This is a genomic window from Lutispora sp. (assembly GCF_041687175.1).
Taxonomy (GTDB): Bacteria; Bacillota; Clostridia; order Lutisporales; family Lutisporaceae; genus Lutispora.
The window spans coordinates 1-15568 of sequence record NZ_JAWLCK010000015.1 but is presented as its reverse complement, the minus strand read 5'-3'; the positions used below and the strand labels follow the sequence as shown (position 1 = coordinate 15568).

General features: G+C 32.8%; 19 protein-coding genes. 18 read left to right on the top strand and 1 reads right to left on the bottom strand.

The features are described 5' to 3' along the window. Nucleotides 1-10 precede the first annotated feature (10 nt). The 12 genes from ACESM9_RS04210 to ACESM9_RS04155 all read left to right on the top strand — a co-directional run bounded on the left by ACESM9_RS04210 (nt 11) and on the right by ACESM9_RS04155 (nt 10219). Entirely contained in the window at nt 11-847 is an 837-nt protein-coding gene (locus ACESM9_RS04210) for a purine-nucleoside phosphorylase (protein ID WP_372995603.1), read from the top strand. Continuing rightward, on the top strand, nt 834-2135 hold the full coding sequence (locus ACESM9_RS04205) for a pyrimidine-nucleoside phosphorylase (protein WP_372995601.1): 1302 nt from the start codon (nt 834-836) through the stop codon (nt 2133-2135). The genes ACESM9_RS04210 and ACESM9_RS04205 overlap by 14 nt, the downstream gene beginning before the upstream one ends. 88 nt (nt 2136-2223) lie before the next feature. Continuing rightward, nucleotides 2224-3390, top strand: a complete 1167-nt coding sequence (locus ACESM9_RS04200; protein ID WP_372995599.1) for a D-alanyl-D-alanine carboxypeptidase family protein — start codon at nt 2224-2226, stop codon at nt 3388-3390. A 188-nt stretch (nt 3391-3578) separates the two neighbouring features. After that, the gene (locus tag ACESM9_RS04195) at nt 3579-4205 is read left to right on the top strand and encodes a site-2 protease family protein (RefSeq protein ID WP_372995597.1); all 627 of its coding nucleotides are present in this window, start codon (nt 3579-3581) and stop codon (nt 4203-4205) included. A gap of 44 nt (nt 4206-4249) precedes the next feature. Then, nucleotides 4250-4966: a segregation and condensation protein A gene (locus tag ACESM9_RS04190; protein WP_372995595.1), complete on the top strand. Its 717-nt coding sequence runs from the start codon at nt 4250-4252 to the stop codon at nt 4964-4966. Nucleotides 4967-4969: 3 nt separating this feature from the next. Continuing rightward, nucleotides 4970-5485, top strand: coding sequence for an SMC-Scp complex subunit ScpB (gene scpB, locus ACESM9_RS04185; RefSeq protein WP_372995593.1), 516 nt, complete (start codon nt 4970-4972; stop codon nt 5483-5485). Between the two features lie 80 nt (nt 5486-5565). Next, entirely contained in the window at nt 5566-6246 is a 681-nt protein-coding gene (locus tag ACESM9_RS04180) for a DUF2953 domain-containing protein (protein ID WP_372995591.1), read from the top strand. Next, the gene (gene ytfJ / locus ACESM9_RS04175; RefSeq protein ID WP_372995589.1) at nt 6221-6574 is read left to right on the top strand and encodes a GerW family sporulation protein; all 354 of its coding nucleotides are present in this window, start codon (nt 6221-6223) and stop codon (nt 6572-6574) included. The genes ACESM9_RS04180 and ytfJ overlap by 26 nt, the downstream gene beginning before the upstream one ends. Before the next feature lie 104 nt (nt 6575-6678). After that, nucleotides 6679-7077: a hypothetical protein gene (locus ACESM9_RS04170; RefSeq protein ID WP_372995587.1), complete on the top strand. Its 399-nt coding sequence runs from the start codon at nt 6679-6681 to the stop codon at nt 7075-7077. A 77-nt stretch (nt 7078-7154) separates the two neighbouring features. Beyond that, on the top strand, nt 7155-8276 hold the full coding sequence (locus ACESM9_RS04165; protein ID WP_372995585.1) for a D-alanyl-D-alanine carboxypeptidase family protein: 1122 nt from the start codon (nt 7155-7157) through the stop codon (nt 8274-8276). Between the two features lie 21 nt (nt 8277-8297). Beyond that, a complete protein-coding gene (locus ACESM9_RS04160; RefSeq protein WP_372995583.1) occupies nt 8298-8732 on the top strand; it encodes a GNAT family N-acetyltransferase in 435 nt (144 codons plus the stop codon). Nucleotides 8733-8821: 89 nt separating this feature from the next. Further along, nucleotides 8822-10219 carry an oxaloacetate decarboxylase subunit alpha gene (locus ACESM9_RS04155; RefSeq protein WP_372995581.1) on the top strand — a complete coding sequence of 466 codons (1398 nt, stop codon included), beginning with the start codon at nt 8822-8824 and terminating at the stop codon, nt 10217-10219. A 27-nt stretch (nt 10220-10246) separates the two neighbouring features. Here the strand turns inward: ACESM9_RS04155 and ACESM9_RS04150 are convergent, their stop codons facing one another. After that, nucleotides 10247-10885, bottom strand: coding sequence for a hypothetical protein (locus ACESM9_RS04150; protein WP_372995579.1), 639 nt, complete (start codon nt 10883-10885; stop codon nt 10247-10249). Between the two features lie 77 nt (nt 10886-10962). Here ACESM9_RS04150 and surE point away from each other — a divergent pair, with 77 nt between their 5' ends. The 6 genes from surE to ACESM9_RS04120 form a co-directional block, all read left to right on the top strand. Continuing rightward, nucleotides 10963-11733, top strand: a complete 771-nt coding sequence (gene surE / locus ACESM9_RS04145) for a 5'/3'-nucleotidase SurE (protein WP_372995577.1) — start codon at nt 10963-10965, stop codon at nt 11731-11733. Nucleotides 11734-11937: 204 nt separating this feature from the next. Beyond that, nucleotides 11938-12144 (top strand): ferredoxin family protein, encoded by a 207-nt coding sequence (locus tag ACESM9_RS04140; protein WP_372995575.1) that lies wholly within the window; start codon nt 11938-11940, stop codon nt 12142-12144. Between the two features lies 1 nt (nt 12145). Beyond that, nucleotides 12146-13279 (top strand): 2-oxoacid:acceptor oxidoreductase subunit alpha, encoded by a 1134-nt coding sequence (locus tag ACESM9_RS04135; RefSeq protein ID WP_372995573.1) that lies wholly within the window; start codon nt 12146-12148, stop codon nt 13277-13279. Continuing rightward, the gene (locus tag ACESM9_RS04130; RefSeq protein ID WP_372995571.1) at nt 13280-14098 is read left to right on the top strand and encodes a 2-oxoacid:ferredoxin oxidoreductase subunit beta; all 819 of its coding nucleotides are present in this window, start codon (nt 13280-13282) and stop codon (nt 14096-14098) included. It begins immediately after the preceding gene. A 7-nt stretch (nt 14099-14105) separates the two neighbouring features. Continuing rightward, nucleotides 14106-14642 (top strand): 2-oxoacid:acceptor oxidoreductase family protein, encoded by a 537-nt coding sequence (locus ACESM9_RS04125; RefSeq protein ID WP_372995569.1) that lies wholly within the window; start codon nt 14106-14108, stop codon nt 14640-14642. A gap of 124 nt (nt 14643-14766) precedes the next feature. Further along, nucleotides 14767-15568 (top strand): MurR/RpiR family transcriptional regulator (locus ACESM9_RS04120; protein WP_372995567.1); only part of this gene is annotated, 802 nt, incomplete at its 3' end.

Sequence of the window (15568 nt, the reverse complement as noted above, 5' to 3'; positions counted from 1 at the left end):
GGGTTATAACATGAGCTATATAGATAAAATAAATAATGCCTATGAGTACATTAATAATATTTTACCCTGCAGACCTCAAATTGGAGTTGTACTGGGTACAGGCTTAGGTACGCTGGCTGATCATATTGAGAATAAAGTAATAATAGAGTATAACAGTGTACCGGATTTTCCTGTTTCTACTGTAGAAGGACATGCAGGACGATTTATTTTCGGAGATATGGAAGGAAAAAAGGTGTTGGCAATGCAAGGCCGCTTCCACTATTATGAAGGTTATTCTATGAAAGAAGTAACTTTACCCATCAGGGTCATGAAAAAACTGGGTATTGGTATGCTTATTTTAAGCAATGCTTGTGGCGGCTTGAACAAAGCTTTTTCAGCCGGTGATATTATGATAATTAAAGACCATATAAACCTGATTGGAGATAATCCATTGATAGGTGCTAACCTTTCGGAGTTTGGACCTAGATTTCCTGATATGTCTCAAACCTATGATCATGAGCTAATTGAATTATGCAAAAAAATAGCATCCAGATTGAATATAAAAGTACATGAAGGCATTTATACTGCAGTTAGCGGACCTAATTATGAAACAAAGGCAGAGTTGAACATGTTAATTGTTGCTGGTTCTGACGCAGTAGGCATGTCTACAGTACCAGAGGCTATAGTAGCAAGACATTGTGGCATTAAAATATTAGGACTTTCTTGTATAACAGATATGGCTATACCTGATGCTTTGGTTCCTCTTAGCCATGAAGAAGTAGTAAGAGTAGCAGAAATGGCAAAACCCAAATTTGTTAGTCTTGTAAAGGAATTCATCAAAGAGGTGAATATACATGAGAGCCTATGATGTTATACTAAGAAAAAGAAATGGATTTGAACTATCAGAGGAAGAAATAAATTTTTTTATTAATGGAATAATGGATAATAGCATTCCAGACTATCAAGCTTCTGCTTTGCTTATGGCTATTTATTTCAAAGGCTTAAGCAAAAAAGAAACAGCACAATTAACTATGGCTATGGTTAATTCAGGGGAAGTATTGGACTTGTCATCTATTAATGGCGTAAAGGTGGATAAGCATTCTACAGGCGGAGTAGGCGATAAAATAAGCTTGATTGTTATACCTTTAGTCGCATCTGCTGGAATTCCCGTAGCTAAAATATCAGGCAGAGGGTTAGGACATACAGGTGGTACAATAGATAAACTTGAATCAATATCTGGATTTAGAACCGACTTAAGTACTGAAACCTTTTTTAATAATGTAAATAAATATAAAATGGCTATTGCAGGGCAGACAGACAATATTACTCCTGCAGACAAAAAATTGTATTCTTTAAGAGATGTAACTGCTACAGTAGATAGTATACCTTTGATAGCTAGCTCTATTATGAGCAAAAAAATTGCTTCTGGAGCAGATTCTATAGTATTAGACGTAAAAGTAGGTTCAGGTGCTTTTATGAAAAACATGACTGAAGCAATAGAATTAGCTGAAACAATGGTAGATATCGGTAGAGCATTAAACAAAAAAACTATAGCAATTGTTTCTGATATGAATCAACCTTTAGGTCATGAAGTTGGAAATGCAAATGAGGTTAAAGAAGCTATAGATGTATTAAAAGGCAATGGTGCAGAAGATGAAACATATGTTGCATTGACAATAGCCTCTTATATGACAATATTAGGTGGAGCATTTAATACCTTTGAAAAGGCCTATTCATATCTGGAAGAAGTCATAAAATCAGGTGAAGCAGTTGAATACTTTAGAAGGCTAGTCTCCATACAGGGGGGAGATCCAAACATCATAGACAATCCTGACTTGCTACCTCAAGCAAAGAATCATATAGAAATAAAATCAGAGGAAGAAGGATATGTTTACTCAATAAACGCAGAAAATATAGGTGTTGCAGCAATGCTTCTTGGAGCAGGTAGAAGGAAGAAAAACGATCCTATAGATCATGCGGCAGGCATTACTCTTATTAAAAAAGTAGGGCAAAAAGTTGCGAAAGGTGAGACCATTTGTATACTTCATACAAACATGAGTAAGTGGGATGAAGCATATAAAGTTGCAAAAAGTTCTTTTGAAATAGGGGAAGCTAAGAAAACGTCTTCACCATATATACATAAAATAATACAATAGTCATTTATCATATAACAACTAAGAAGGATGCGAATAACAATCCTCCTATAGGGAAATATAAGATTAAAACAACTATAGGAGGATTGTTATGATTAAGAAGAGCAGGAGTTTTTTGATATTCATCATTATTACGGCTATTATATTGCTTAATATGCCTATCTTGGTTAATAGCGATAATGAAGTGTCCCTTAATTGTAAATCTGCATTGCTTATGGAAGCCTCTACCGGCGAAATAATTTATGAAATGAACTCCCATGACAAATTAGAGCCTGCAAGTGTTACTAAAATTATGACTATGCTTCTTACAATGGAAGCATTAGAGAATGGCAGAATAAATTTAGAAGATAAAGTAACAATAAGTAGAAATGCCAGCAAAATGACTGGGACTTGTCTTTTATTAGAAGAGGGAGAAATAAGAACAGTAAATGATTTATTGATAGGAATTGCTGTTGAATCTGCTAATGATGCTAGTGTAGCAATGGCTGAACATATTGCAGGAAGCGAAGAAGAATTTGTAAGGATGATGAATGATAAAGCAAAAGAATTAGGTATGGCAGACACCCAGTTCAAAAATCCTCATGGTCTTCATGAAGAAGGTCATATAACATCCGCCCATGATATTGCAGTCATGTCAAGAGAGCTACTAAAATATGAGAAGATTTTTGATTATATATCTATATACATGACTAAGGTTACTGTAGGGAAGAAAAACAATGTGGTTAGGGAATTAGCAAATAAGAATAAGATGGTTAGATTTTACGATGATGTTGATGGAATAAAAACTGGATTTACAGAAAATGCGATGTATTGTATTTCTGCGACAGCTAAAAGAAATAACCTTAGATTTATAAGCGTCATTATGGGAGCCCCGAGTACAGGGTCTAGAAATAATGATGCAAGAAAACTGTTGGATTATGGCTTCGCAAACTATTCTACATATGCTGTAGGAAAAAAAGGTGATGTTATAAAGACAATAGAAGTATTGAAGGGAAACAAGAACACAGTAAACGCTATTATTGAAAATGATGTAAATGTTTTGATTAAAAAAGGTGAGGAGAAGCAAATTGAGAAGCAAGTTCTTATACCAGAAAAAATATCAGCTCCTTTATCTAAAGGTGATAAGCTTGGTGAAATAGTAGTCATTAAGAATGGTGAAACTATACAAAGCATACCCATCGTATCACAAGAAGATGTTTCTAAAGCAAGTTTTTTTAATAATATTTATAAGGCTATAAGATATTGGTTAGGAGATTAGTTTATTAACTAGATCCAAAAAGTAATGTCAGTAATGTACCTGACATTACTTTTTTTGATTAGGTCTTGACTCTATCAGTTCTTGGATTCGTTAGAACTGTTAATAAAGTCTTCCAATGGAAGCCTTTATTATGTTATAATACCCAGTATAAATCATTTATGGATTAAAACTCGAAAGGATGATACCATTTGCCGGGAATTGATATTATGGGCTTGCTATATAGATTACCTGCAGTGTTTATTGGCTTTTCATTTCATGAATTTGCCCATGCCTATGTAGCAAATTTATTGGGGGATGACACAGCAAAAGCTAGAGGTAGGTTAACTCTGGATCCCATGTCTCATATTGACCCTTTGGGTATTATCATGCTGATCATATTTCGTTTTGGTTGGGCGAAACCCGTCCCTGTCAATCCTTCAAATTTTAAGAATAGAAAGAAAGGTATGTTATTAGTTTCTTTGGCAGGCCCTGTTATGAATTTTATAATTGCTTTTATTTCATTACTGATTTATGTGTTATTATATAGCAGATATGGCTTTATGAATAGAGTAGTGTATAATATAATTATCAATATCTATTTTATAAACATTGGGTTAGGCGTTTTCAACTTAATACCTCTTCCACCTTTAGATGGTTCTAAAATCCTTGCAGGATTACTACCTGCCAGGCTAGAATATAATATGTACCAATATGAGCAGTATTCTCATATATTGTTATTGCTATTGATTTTTACTAATGCAATTAATTATATATTAAATCCTTTATTTATAGCTGCAGAAAGAGTAATATCTTATATGGTAGGAGTTTTCTTTTGAAAAGATTTAATTCAGTATAAAATTTAATTCTGGTGGTAATAAATATGTCGATAAATATAAAATTAGAGGTATTTGAAGGCCCTTTTGAACTGCTTTTTCATTTAATAGAAAAAGCAAAAGTAGATATATATGATATACCTATAGCAGATATTACAGATCAATATATTAACTATCTAAAAATGATGCAGAGTCTTGATATAGATTTAGCAAGTGAATTCTTAGTTATGGCAGCCACTCTTTTAGAGATTAAATCCAAGATGCTTCTCCCTAAAGCACCTAAAAATGATGAAATTGAAGATTCGGATCCTAGAGAAGAATTGGTTAAAAAACTTCTTGAATACAAAGCCTTTAAGGAACTCTCTTTTGTGCTTAAAGAAAAGCTTAGTATTAATGAGAAAGCCTTGTGTAAAGATTCTAATCTGGCTGATGAAATAATCGACTCCTTTACCTTACCTGACAAGCTGTCTATAGAAATCTTGTTAGAAAAGTTTCAAATGTTAATGAAAAAAAGAGAGTCATTTAATAATAGAGGTTTTGGAAAGATATATCGAGATAATATCACTGTAGAAGATAAAATAACTCAAATATTAAAAATTTTATCTTCTGCAAGAGTTTTGTATTTTGATGATTTAATATTGGATTGCATTAATAAATTAGAAGCTATCCTAACTTTTCTTGCTGTATTAGAGCTAATAAAAAGAAGAAAGATTTATGTAGAACAATCTAGTAATTTTGACAAAATTATTGTTAGGAGAAGATAGGCAATGGACATAAGAAAAATAAAAGCAGTCATAGAATGTCTTTTATTTGTTACAGGTGATCCTGTTTCATTAAAAGAGCTTTCTATTGTATTAGAAGTAGATCAAAATACATTAAGAAAAATTATCAATCAGTTAATAGATGATTATAATGATAGTATCAGGGGTATTAAAATAATTGAAATAAACGGTAGTTATCAATTATGCTCTAAGCCAGAGCTTTATGAATATGTTGAAAAGTTGTTGAAACCAAAGGCAAAAACAGGCTTGTCTCAAGCTTCTTTAGAAACACTTTCGATTATTGCATATAAACAGCCTATAACAAAATCTGCAATAGATTCAGTTCGAGGTGTGAAAAGTGATGCCTGTATCACAAGATTATTAGAGAAGGATATGATCAAAGAGGTTGGAAGAATGGAAGGCCCGGGTAGACCCATCTTATATGGAACTACAGATACTTTTTTAAGGTTGTTTGGGCTTAAAAATATCAGTGAACTGCCTCCGTTAAAAGATTTTGAATAAAGAATGGTACGCAAAAGTGTATTATTCTTTTATTTTTTGGCAAAATATTTCAAGAAGTAATAATTACTGGAGGAATAGTTTTGTTTTTTATATGGATAACAATTGCTCTTTTTGTTATGTCTTTTGCTATTTATCATGCTCATCTCAGATTAAGTATTACATATAAGAAGCTGAACAATAATGATATCATTATTGTTCAGCTATCTACCTTTTATGGAATTATAAATTATAGTATTGAAATGCCTGTATTAGATTTTATTAATAAAATGGACAGTTATATTATAAAATTCAAACTGGGAAATAAAAGAAGAAGGAAAATAAAATATAAATTTAACTTCAAAAGACCTAAAACTATTGGTGAGTTTTTTGATATGCTGGTTAATTTCATTAATAAATATAAGCTTCATAAAGAATCAGCAGATTATATAATCAAAAAAACATATACAAAAGACTTATCAATAAAAATTGAGTACGGTCTTAACGATGCATATATAACAGCTATATGCTACGGACTCTTTTATATATTGATAACTAATATAATTATCTATATGCAGTCACATATGAGCCTGCAAGTAAAAGATATCATTTTAAAGCCCTTTTTTAATAAAGAAGTTTTTAATTTGGAATTCAATTGCATAATTGGCATTAAGATAGGACATATTATTAGTGCATTAAAAATGTTTATAAAAACTTCAAGAGGAAGTGAGATAGATGGAACAGCCTATAGAAGGCCTTATGAAAACAACTATGGAAAATATTAAGGAAATGATCGATGTAAATACAGTTATTGGAGATCCGGTTGAGACTTCTGATGGAACAATTATTATTCCTATATCGAAAGTTGGATTTGCATTTATTTCTGGTGGAGGAGATGTTATAGGCAATAATGAAGATACTTCAAAATCTTTTGCTGGAGGAAGTGGTGCAGGTGTCTCAGTGAACCCTGTTGGATTTCTATCAATAAACCAGGGACAGCTTAGAATGATACCGGCAAGTTTTAATAATCCACTAGATCGTGTGATTGATATGATCCCGAGATTTATTGATAAAATCGAAAAGCGTAAATGTAAAGATGACACATTAAAATAATACATTAATAAAAACAGGGAGGAGTTATAATCCTCTCTTTTTTGTGTTATAATTATTCTTGCATGTATCCCATAATATGCCATGATTTTCGTAAGGAGGAAAGTATGGATTTAAAGAGTGCAGTAGATTTAATTTGGGAGAATAGAAAATATACAACAGATGATCCAAAAGAAATAATGAGCCATTTAAATGAAGAAGTAGCTGAATCTTTAAAAGCTTTATTGAAAGGTGATACAGATAGAGCAAAAAGAGAGTTGGAAGATGCCCTGTCTTGTTTATTTATAGCTCTTAAGGTATTCGATGTAGATTTAGAAGAAGCAATTAAGCACCAAGTGATCCAAATGAAAAGACGAGTAGGAAATGTTATGATTTTAAAAAATGACAAGGTAGAAATCTATGTAAACGGTAATCTAAAGGGTGGATGGTCGATATGGGGAGATGACGATATAAAAGAAGCTGAAAAAATTGCAAAAGAATTTGGATGTAAAATAATAAAGAGTTAAAGTTTAACACCTGTATTAAAAGTATTATATGCATCATTCTGTCAATAATAAATCTAAAAAGGTGATGGAGTGATTAAATGATACTTAAAAAAAACAACATATTTATTTTGCTGATAATCTTTGTATTTATGAATATATCAATTGCCAATGCAGCAGATATAGAAGCTAAGGCTTCAGTACTAATGGATGTAGAAACAGGTAGAGTATTATACAGTCATAATAGTTCACAGAAACTGCCTATGGCTAGTACAACTAAAATTATGACGGTCATCTTAGCCATAGAAAGCGGAAGGTTAGATGAAATTGTAAAAATAAGCAGAAATGCTTCAATACAGGAAGGTTCTTCTGTATACTTAAAAGAAGGGGAAAAGATAAAGCTTGAAGATCTACTATATGCCATTATGCTTCGTTCAGGAAACGATGCTTCTGTTGCAGTTGCTGAACACTTATGCGGAAGCGTGGAAAAGTTTGCAGAATTAATGAATGATAAGGCAAGGTCTATTGGAGCTAATAACACAAATTTTACTAATCCTCATGGCTTGCCTGATGATAACCATTACACTACTGCTTATGATTTAGGGCTTATTGCATGTTATGCCTTAAGAAACGAGAAGTTTGCAGAAATAGTAAGTACTAAGAAGAAAACAATACCTGGGCCCGAAGGAGAAAATTGGAATCGGGTTTTGACAAATAAGAATAAAATGCTCTGGCAATTTGATGGCGGTGACGGCGTAAAAACAGGCTATACTAAAAAAGCTGGCAGATGCCTTGTAGCCTCTGCAACCCGCAACGATTGGAAATTGGTTTCTGTAGTACTTAACTGTGGAGACATGTGGAATGCCTCTTCAAGGTTATTAGAATTTGGGTTCAATAATTATAAAAAGGTTCAAGCCATAAATAAAAATGAACCTTTTAAAGAAATTTCAGTTATTAAAGGCAAAAAGGAAAAAACAAAGATATATCCTAAAGAAAATTTATATGCCCCAATAAGAGTAGCAGGGGATAAAAACGAGGAAATAACTATTAAAGAAAAATCTTATGATAAAGTAAAAGCACCTATAATCGAAAATAGTAAAGCAGGAGAGTTGGAAATCTATATAGGTGACTTCTTTGTAGGAAAAACCGATTTAATATATAAAGAAAACATTGAATCAACAAGTATTTTGTATCATATCAAAAAAATATTAAAAAGGTTTTAACATGCTAAGGGGGTCTTAATATTGATAAGCGTTAGAAAGGCAATAGCTAAAGATATTAATGATATAGTCCAATTATTATCATCTATGGGGCTTAATGTTGAGGATATATATACTGATAAAGATTATTTTGTATATTATGATAATGATGTATTGTTAGGATGTGGAATGGCTTTCGCTGTAAGAGATTATTGTATCATTGATAACATACTTGTTGATGAAAAAAACAGGAGAAATAAAATAGGCACAGCAATAGCTAAGACAATAATGAATTTTTATGAGCGCAACGGAGCTAAAATTGCACTAAGCTTTGGTAAATGTGATGCTTTCTTTAAGAGTCTGGGATTTAGTATATGGTCTGATAAAGATTTGCCGAATTTTATAAAGAACATTTTAAAAAAAGATTTAAAACAAGTATATGCTGTTTCTTTGGAAGGATATTTTAAAAATTGTTGTTAAATTTGAATAATTAAAATATTTAGCTTGAAAAGTTTTTATTTTAAATCAATAATATTTATTAATTAAACGATATAGGGGGAAGTTTTTCTATGGCTAAAATCAAAATAACTGAAACAGCGCTTAGAGACGGACATCAGTCTCTTATAGCTACCCGAATGAGGACAGATGAAATGCTGCCTATTTTGGAAAAGATGGATGAGGTTGGGTATCACTCATTAGAAATGTGGGGTGGAGCGACCTTTGACTCTTGTTTAAGGTTTTTAAATGAGGATCCTTGGGATAGATTGAGGATTATAAAATCCAAACTGAAAAAAACTAAGCTTCAGATGTTGTTAAGGGGACAGAATATATTAGGCTATAAAAATTATCCTGACGATGTATTAGTTGAATTTATTAAGCGTTCTTTGGGAAACGGAATAGACATAATTAGAATATTTGATGCTTTAAACGATCTAAGAAATATTGAAAAAGCCATTGAGACAACTAAAAAATATGGTGGCCATGCGCAAGGCACAATTGTATATACAATAAGTCCGGTTCATAATATAGAATTATATGTATCACTGGCAAAGAGAATTCAGGACATGGGTGCTGATTCTCTGTGCATTAAAGATATGTCAGGCTTAATTACGCCATATATGGCATATAATTTGGTGAAAGAGTTAAAGAAAAGCATCAATATTCCTATACAGTTACATAGCCACTATACAAGCGGTATGGCTTCTATGGCATATTTAAAGGCTATTGAGGCAGGAGTTGATATAGTTGATACTGCTATATCACCATTTGGTTTAGGCACATCTCAGCCAGCAACAGAACCTATAGTAGCAGCATTGAAAGATACAGAATATGATACTGGTTTAAACTTAAATCTCCTGAATGAAGTAGCTGAGCACTTTAAAACCATAAGAGAAAAGTACATTGAACAAGGTGTTCTAAATACTAATGTATTTAATGTAGATACAAGGGTATTATCTTATCAGATTCCCGGCGGCATGATGAGCAATCTGTTATCACAGCTGGCAGTACAAAATGCCACCGACAAATTTGAAGAAGTTTTAAAGGAAATACCAAGAGTAAGAGAGGATTTAGGTTATCCTCCTTTAGTTACACCTACAAGTCAAATTGTTGGAACGCAAGCAGTATTTAATGTAGTACTTGGAGAAAGATATAAGATGATACCATCAGAAATAAAAGCCTATGTAAAAGGCCAATACGGTAAACCTGTTGTCCCAATTTCAGAAGAAATTAAAAACAAAATTATAGGAGATGAAGAAGTAATAACTGTAAGACCGGCAGATCTACTACCTCAGCAGTTGGAAAATTATAAGGAAGAGATAAAGGAATATTATGAGCAAGAAGAAGATGTTCTTACCTATGCTTTGTTCCCTCAAGTAGCTTTAAAGTTTTTCAGTCTAAGAAAAGCTGAAAAATACAAAATAGACGACAATCTTTTGAATAACAAGGATATGACTTATCCGGTGTAGCATTGTTAAGCCCCTGTTAGCAGGGGCTTAACATTTATTATGAAGATATATGCTAATATTATCTCCACAGCAAACTTTGATAACCTTTACTCTTGAGTTATACTTAATTTTTTCCCCACATTTTAGGCATATATAATTGTTATTATAAACTTTATCATAATAAACTTCTGTAGGAAGTGAGCTATACTTATCCCAACTTTTCCATCCTGTTTTGCAGTATTTTACTCTATTATCGTAATCTGCATAGACCCATTTCAACAACCTTTTAAGATGGAAAGGATATTTTGTATATATGATAAAATCTCTGGGCAACCCTAAACTAATTGAATATTCTTCAAAGGTCTTCTCTATTAAAGACTGCAGTGGATCAAGAATTTTTGTACATTTAAATTTATAGTTTAAGCTTTTTAAGTATTTTCTTGCATCTTCAAACATGTACCCCTGACAAATTTCTATACCCTCATGTTTATCAACGTTTAAATCTGCTAGAGCATTTTTTATTATTTGTGTAGTATAATATAAGTATGATTTATTTTTGAAATTCTTTTTATTATATAATATTGGTGGTATTATCTCATAGTAATATTCTCCTGTTTCACAACGAAGTGCGGCGATACAAGTACCACCGATTAAACTGCCACTTCCTGCGTCGTCAATCTGTACCATTTTTTCACCTGCAATTCATATTTGGATAATATATTGTATGGAGAATATTAATTTTTTAAACATTAGGAGGCGTTATGTTGAGAATATTGGTATCCAATGATGATGGAATAAACTCATCAGGCATATATAAACTTGCAAAAGCATTATGCAAATTAGGTAAAATATTGGTGGTTTCACCTGAATCAGAAAGAAGTGCCAGTGGCCACTCTATAACCATGCATAAGCCACTAAGAAGTAATAAAGTTGATTTCTATGATTCAGGCATAGAAGCTTGGAGTATAAATGGAACACCATCTGATTGTGTAAAATTTGCATTGGAAGTATTAGCAAAAGGACAAATAGATTTGGTAGTGTCTGGAATTAATAGAGGACCAAATATGGGCACTGATGTTTTATATTCTGGAACTGTATCAGCAGCAATCGAAGGAGCTATATATGGTAAACCCTCCATTGCGTTTTCTTTATGCTGTGATGAAGAATGCGATTTTGAACTTCCTGCTATGCTTGCTGCTGATATTTGTAAAAGTCTTTATGAATTCGGAATTGATAAAGATACTGTAATGAATGTGAATATTCCATACATCCCTTATGAAGATATTAAAGGTATTAGAATAACAAGGCTTGGGGTCAGAAAGTATAAAAATAGTTTTATTGAAAGAATAGACCCTCGAGGTAAAAACTATTATTGGTTAGCCGGAGAACTTGATGAAACAGAAACCGATGAAGATACAGATATTAAGGCTATAAAAGATAATTATATTTCTATAACTCCAATAAAAATAGACTTAACAAGTGAAAGCCTTTTAAATAAAATGAAGGAAGTTACCTGGAATTTACCTAAAAAATAGATATGAAATAATACAGAAAGCTTTCTCAAAGATAAATAAATCTAGAGGAGGCTTTCTGTATTATTTTTTTTAAAAAGCTGGTTTCATTATTGCAATAATTAAGATAATATTATATACTAAAAATGAAGGCAAAATTGCATTTTTTAAAATTATAAATAAAAAATGAAACTAAAGTTGCATTTTATTTTGAAGGAGGAGAAATATATGAATAACAACGAAACCGTAACTGATAAGCTAGTTGTTAATGAAAATTGGTGCAAAGGATGCGGTATCTGTGTTAAGTTTTGTCCCAAAAATGTATTAAAAGTGGAAAATGAAAAAGTTAAAATTATCGATATCGAAAAATGCATACAATGCGGGCTATGCGAACTAAGATGCCCTGATTATGCTATATATGTGAGGGGGAAGTAAAATGAAATCTAAGGCTAGATTGATGCAAGGTAATGAAGCATGTGTAGAAGGTGCTATTGCAGCAGGAATGAAGTTCTTTGCTGGTTATCCAATTACTCCTTCTACAGAAGTAGCAGAAATATCTGCTGAAAAATTACCTCGCGTTGGTGGAAGATTTATTCAAATGGAAGACGAAATTGCGAGTATGGCTGCTATAGTAGGAGCCTCATTAGCAGGTTCAAAAAGCATGACTGCTACTAGCGGTCCTGGTTTTTCACTAAAACAAGAAAATATTGGTTATGCAGCACTGGCAGAAGTTCCATGTGTAATCGTTAACGTACAAAGAAGTGGTCCAAGCACAGGTTTGCCTACATCACCTGCACAGGGTGATATTATGCAGGCTCGTTGGGGTACTCATGGAGATCACCCAATAATTGCATTGACTCCTTCTTCAGTAAGAGAAACATTTGATCTAACTGTTAGAGCATTTAATCTTTCAGAAAAATATAGAGTACCAGTAATACTTTTGATGGATGAAGTAATCGGACATATGAGAGAAAGAGTTGAACTCCCTGATGCCTCAGAAATCGAAATAATAAATAGGAAAAAACCTGCTGTAGGCAAAGATGAATACTTGCCTTACAAGGCTGATGAAGATTTAGTACCTCCTATGGCTTATTATGGAGATGGCTACCGATTCCATGTAACTGGTCTTGCTCATGACGAGACAGGTTTTCCTACTAATAATCCTGCAGTAGCAGATAAGCTTTATAGAAGGCTAATGGATAAAATTGAAATGCACAAAGATGACATTGTTCAGTGGGAGGAAGAAAACACTGATGATGCTGATATAATAATTGTATCTATAGGCGGTGTTTCCAGAGCTCCTGATACTGCTATGAAACAGCTTAGAGAAAAGGGAGTTAAAGTGGGAACATTCAGACCTATTACAGTATGGCCATTCCCTGAAAAGAGACTATTAGAGTTGGCAAATAAAGTAAAGACTTTTGTTGTTGCTGAAATGAACTTAGGCCAAATGGCTTTAGAAGTAGAAAGAATAATAAAAGATAAGGCTGAGCTAAAGAAGGTTAATAAGGTTAACGGAGAAGCAATATATCCAGAAGAAATTATTGCAAAAATAGAGGAGGTGCTCTAAATGCCAAGTGCTTTAGTTAATGAATATTTTAGAACCAACAAGTTACCACAGATTTGGTGTCCAGGATGTGGCCACGGTATCATAACAAGAGCTATTACAGCTGCAATTGACAAATTGGGTTTAGAAAGAGATAAAATTTGTATAGTATCAGGTATAGGATGTTCCTCAAGAGCTCCAGGATATATGGACTTTGATACACTTCATACAACCCACGGAAGAGCTTTAGCTTTTGCAACTGGAATAAAAATGGCAAATCCAGAAATGAAAGTTATTGTTATTACAGGTGATGGAGATGCTACTGCTATAGGTGGCAATCATTTAATCCACGCTTGTAGAAGAAATATTGATATAACTGCTATTGTATTTAATAATAACATTTACGGTATGACAGGCGGTCAGTATTCTCCTACTACTCCTAAATTTGATAAAGGTACTACAGCTCCATATGGAAACATTGATAAAGCTTTTGATATTCCAGCTTTAGCTGCTGCTGCCGGTGCAACATATGTAGGAAGATCTACAGCATACCACACACAGCTTTTAATATCACTTATAGAAAACGGAATAAAAAATGAAGGTTTTTCATTGATTGAAGCTCTAAGTGTATGTCCTACTTACTATGGCAGAAAAAACAAAAAAGGTTCTGCAGTAGAAATGTTAGAATGGCAAAAGGATCATGCTGTTAATATTTCAGCAGCTTCAAAAATGACTCCAGAATCATTGGAAGGTAAATTCCTAATAGGCGAATTTAAGAATAGCCCAGAACCAGAATATACTAGCGAATATCAAAAGATTATCGATAGGTTTAATAAGGAGTGATAAAGTAATGGATAGGCATGAAATCAGATTAAGCGGTTCAGGAGGACAAGGACTTATTACTGGAGGTATAATACTAGCAGAAGCAGCAATCATGGAAGGTAAAAATGCTGTTCAAACCCAATCCTATGGTCCGGAAGCTAGAGGCGGTGCTAGTAAAGCTGAAGTAATAATATCCACTGAAAAAATCGATTTTCCCAAAGTAAGAGACTGTGATATTTTTTTATCTTTAACGCAAAAATCTTTTGACCAGTATAGCAAAGGCGTAAAAGAGAATGGCATAATGATCGTTGATGAATCTATTGACACCAAAAATACAAACATAAAAGTATATTCATTGCCAATAATTGATACTGCTCATAACGTATTAGGAAAACCTATGGTAACTAATATTGTAGCCTTAGGTGTTGTTGCTGCTATTTCTAAAGTAGTTTCTAAGGAAATTTTAGAGGAAGCAGTATTAAATCGTGTACCAAAGGGCACAGAAGAATTAAATAAAAAAGCATTAGAAATAGGCTATTCCCTTGGAGAAAATGCAGTTAAATAGATAGGGTCATTAAGAATTGTTTAATAAATTCATTTGAACAAATTAACACTAGGAAATTTATACTTTCCTATGAATTATAAAAGAATGGACTAGGGAAAATACAAGTAAGTAATGGGGTCATATAATGAATGAAAATCAGGATTTAATAAAAAAGATTCAGATGAGCTTTCATAGGCTGAGTAAAGGTCAAAAAATGATTGCTCAATACATTATGGAAAACTATGATAAAGCTGCTTTTATGACCGCTGCCAAATTAGGTGAAATGGTTGGTGTAAGTGAATCTACTGTAGTTAGATTTGCAAATGTATTAGATTTTGAAGGCTATCCTCATATGCAAAGAGAATTGCAAGAGATGATCAGGACTAGATTAACTACTGTTCAAAGAATTGAAATGTCAGCAGACTATTCAAATGAAGAGAATACAGTAAAAAAAGTTCTAAAAGCGGATATAGACAACTTGAGAATGACTATGGAGAGTATAGATTTTAAAGTGTTTGAAGAAGCTGTAAAAGCTATTGCAGATGCCAAGAATATTTATATAGTTGCTATGAGAAGCTCCACAACATTAGCTGACTTCTTAGCTTTTTATCTAAATTTAATTAGAAGTAATGTGTATGTAACAAGCCGATCAGTTTCAGATACCTTTGATATACTTTTTAGAGTCAATAAAGATGATTTGGTAGTTGGTATTGGTTTCCCAAGGTATTCTTCAAAGACAATAGAAGCCCTAGACTATGCTAAATCCCAAGGTGCTAAAGTTCTTGCTATTACTGATAGCTTAATATCTCCTTTAGTATCATATGCTGATTATACTCTTACTGCTAAGAGCAACATGGAATCCTTCGTAGATTCCTTGGTTGCTCCTTTAAGCTTGCTTAATGCATTAGTCATTGCAGTTGGTATCAAAGAAAAAAGAAAAGTTGCTT

Coding starts and splice junctions, on each gene's coding strand:
- ACESM9_RS04210 (WP_372995603.1), top strand. CDS start 11: ATGAGCTATATAGATAAAATAAATAATGCCTATGAGTACATTAATAAT.
- ACESM9_RS04205 (WP_372995601.1), top strand. CDS start 834: ATGAGAGCCTATGATGTTATACTAAGAAAAAGAAATGGATTTGAACTA.
- ACESM9_RS04200 (WP_372995599.1), top strand. CDS start 2,224: ATGATTAAGAAGAGCAGGAGTTTTTTGATATTCATCATTATTACGGCT.
- ACESM9_RS04190 (WP_372995595.1), top strand. CDS start 4,250: ATGTCGATAAATATAAAATTAGAGGTATTTGAAGGCCCTTTTGAACTG.
- scpB (WP_372995593.1), top strand. CDS start 4,970: ATGGACATAAGAAAAATAAAAGCAGTCATAGAATGTCTTTTATTTGTT.
- ytfJ (WP_372995589.1), top strand. CDS start 6,221: ATGAAAACAACTATGGAAAATATTAAGGAAATGATCGATGTAAATACA.
- ACESM9_RS04170 (WP_372995587.1), top strand. CDS start 6,679: ATGGATTTAAAGAGTGCAGTAGATTTAATTTGGGAGAATAGAAAATAT.
- ACESM9_RS04165 (WP_372995585.1), top strand. CDS start 7,155: ATGATACTTAAAAAAAACAACATATTTATTTTGCTGATAATCTTTGTA.
- ACESM9_RS04155 (WP_372995581.1), top strand. CDS start 8,822: ATGGCTAAAATCAAAATAACTGAAACAGCGCTTAGAGACGGACATCAG.
- ACESM9_RS04150 (WP_372995579.1), bottom strand. CDS start 10,885: ATGGTACAGATTGACGACGCAGGAAGTGGCAGTTTAATCGGTGGTACT.
- ACESM9_RS04140 (WP_372995575.1), top strand. CDS start 11,938: ATGAATAACAACGAAACCGTAACTGATAAGCTAGTTGTTAATGAAAAT.
- ACESM9_RS04135 (WP_372995573.1), top strand. CDS start 12,146: ATGAAATCTAAGGCTAGATTGATGCAAGGTAATGAAGCATGTGTAGAA.
- ACESM9_RS04130 (WP_372995571.1), top strand. CDS start 13,280: ATGCCAAGTGCTTTAGTTAATGAATATTTTAGAACCAACAAGTTACCA.
- ACESM9_RS04125 (WP_372995569.1), top strand. CDS start 14,106: ATGGATAGGCATGAAATCAGATTAAGCGGTTCAGGAGGACAAGGACTT.